This is a genomic window from Lysinibacillus sp. NPDC059133, from assembly GCF_042755925.1.
Classification (GTDB): Bacteria; Bacillota; Bacilli; order Bacillales_A; family Planococcaceae; genus Lysinibacillus.
Window position 1 is genome coordinate 1 of the sequence record NZ_JBHZDH010000019.1, and the last position, 2,933, is coordinate 2,933.

The 2,933-nt window shown below is 38.8% G+C and carries 1 protein-coding gene and 1 rRNA gene; both read right to left on the reverse strand.

Annotation, left to right across the window (positions count from 1 at the left end; translation table 11 throughout):
- Nucleotides 1-391, reverse strand: a 16S ribosomal RNA gene (locus tag ACFXN8_RS12205); the annotation flags it as partial.
- A 490-nt stretch (nucleotides 392-881) separates the two neighbouring features.
- Entirely contained in the window at nucleotides 882-2,759 is a 1,878-nt protein-coding gene (locus ACFXN8_RS12210; RefSeq protein ID WP_376074329.1) for an SLC13 family permease, read from the reverse strand.
- Nucleotides 2,760-2,933 lie beyond the last annotated feature (174 nt).

The window sequence follows — 2,933 nt, forward strand, 5'->3', positions numbered from 1 at the left end:
CTTTCGCCCATTGTGGAAGATTCCCTACTGCTGCCTCCCGTAGGAGTCTGGGCCGTGTCTCAGTCCCAGTGTGGCCGATCACCCTCTCAGGTCGGCTACGCATCGTCGCCTTGGTGAGCCGTTACCTCACCAACTAGCTAATGCGCCGCGGGCCCATCTTATAGCGACAGCAAGACCGTCTTTCAGTATTTCACCATGAAGTGAAATAGATTATTCGGTATTAGCCCCGGTTTCCCGGAGTTATCCCAAACTATAAGGTAGGTTGCCCACGTGTTACTCACCCGTCCGCCGCTAACGTCAAAGGAGCAAGCTCCTTTTCTGTTCGCTCGACTTGCATGTATTAGGCACGCCGCCAGCGTTCGTCCTGAGCCAGGATCAAACTCTCCATAAAAAGAAATTTGATTAGCTCAAATTGTTTTGCTGGCATCATGTTTGATGTCCAAAATTTTGTTTCGTTCACCAACTCAAGGTTAGCTACTAAAAACTTTATTGATTACGTTTTGCTTGTTCAGTTTTCAAGGTTCATTTCGTTGCTATTTTCTCAGCAGCAACTCTTATATAGTATCACGTCGTAAACTCGATGTCAACAACTAATTTATTTAATTTAATTGTTGTTTTTCAGTTATCTTAGCGACTCGTATAATATTACTCTCTTAATTTAAAAAGGTCAACACTTTTTCTAATAAAAATTAATACTTTTTCATTTCATCGAAAAACTTCCTATTTATATACTTACGAAAAAAATTATCATTAGACTCTTCATTTCAAGTCAATATAACTTTTTATTGGTATCTAAAATAGAATTTTATCATAATCTTCAATAAGAATTTAATAGATTCTATAAAAAATCAACAAAAAAACTCGGCATAGAAACCGAGTTTTTAAAATGGAAAGAAAAATGGGATTGCCAGCATCATAACAATAAACATAATAATCTGTAGTGGAATTCCAATCTTCACAAAGTCCATAAACTTATAACCGCCAGCAGTCATAACTAGCGCATTTGTTGGGGAAGCAATCGGAGTAACAAACGCCATACTTGCTGCTACAGCAACAGCCATCATAAATGTCGTTGGACTTGCCTCCATTGCAATCGCGGCATTCATAGCAATTGGCGCGAACAAGACAGCAGTCGCCGTATTACTAATAAACTGTCCAAAAATAACTGTTAAAATATATACGCCAACTAGTACTCCATACGGTCCATAATCTCCAAGTGCATTAATGATACCATCGGATAAAATAACCATACCACCTGTTTTCTCCAATGCAGTCGCCATCGGAAGCATTGCAGCTACAAGCACAATACTTTCAAAATTCATATTGCTATACGCATCTTCCATATTACGTAAACAACCTGTTAATATCATCAATACGGCACCAATCATAACGGAAATAACAGCAGGGAAAATTTCAAAAGCCATTAACACAATCATTAAAAGCATAATGACACCTGCAATACCTGCTTTCCCCGTGGCTGCAGCTACACTCGCTTGCTCCTTTGGCTGACCCACAACAACGACATCCTGTGTTTCCCTTGCCAGTAACAAAATCTCATCCCAAGCACCTTGTACTAAAATGGCATCTCCAAATTTCAATTTATGTGTCACCATATCCTGAAGTTTATAGCCGCCTCTACGATTAATGCCAATTATATTAAGATTATATTTTTCTCGGAAGCCTAGGGCGCTAACAGTCTTATTAATAAAGCTGGAATTTGGCGTTAATAATACCTCAGCAATACCAAGATGCTTCGATACCAAATCATCAGCCTCTCCTTCAGCCAGTTCCTGCATCTCTAGACTATAATCTGCAGCAAAACGACGAATATTCTCTTCCTCACCTTGGACATACAATTCATCTTTGGCATGTATCACACTTGTCGGACCTGCCATTTCCTGATATGTCATCGGTAAAAAACTAATGCCTTCTTGAGATCGTCGATGAATTTTCATCATACAAAGCATATATTTGGCCGGAAGCTTCAATTCTGCTAATGTTGCGTCTATAATCGAGGAATCTTCGGGCACAAATACTTTAAACAAACGATTGTTTAAATCATATTGCTTAATAATTTTCTTCGGAGATAGTTTATAGTCAGCTTTTGTTTGTGAACGGTTCTTATCATTTGGTAATAGTTTATTTCGCACAAGTACTAAATAGGTAATACCAACAATCATCCCTACAATACCTATGGGCGTCACTTCGAAAAATCCAAGCTTATTATAGCCACGATCTACTAATAACTGACTGACAATTAAATTTGTTGGTGAAGCAATTAAAGTCATAAGCCCTGAAAGACTCGCGACATAAGAAAGTGGTAGCAAGAATTTTGACGGACTTTCCTTCATACTAATCGCAATACTAACAACGATCGGCATCATTAAAGCTACAGTACCTGTGTTACTCATAAAGGCACCTACCGTCCCTACAATAATGAGCAATAACACAAATAATTTCAGCTCACTATCACCTGACCATTTCAACAATAATCGTCCTGCCATCCCTGCAAGTCCAGTTCGCAAAATTCCTGCACCCACAACAAATAACCCCGCAATCATTAAAACTACAGCGTTCGAAAAACCCGCTAGTGCCTCTGTCGGCGTTAAAATATCTGTAATGACAAATGCTAAAAGTGACACAATCGCAACGAGATCTGCTCGTACTTTATTCGTCACAAATGCAAAAATTGTCGCTCCTAAAATAAGAAATGTTAATGTAAGCTGCACATCTAAGAATTCCTTTCTAACATTAATCATTGTGCTAGGTGATACATAAAACCTTTTGTAATTGCAGCACCTTGCACGTTTATCATTTAGATTCATTATATCTTACCCAAAACGATATATGAGAAAGTTCACCATCTTTACAAAATAAAAAACTCCTCACCATAGCGCGAGGTTGATTTCCGTTCCGGCTGGGTGCTTTGTTGC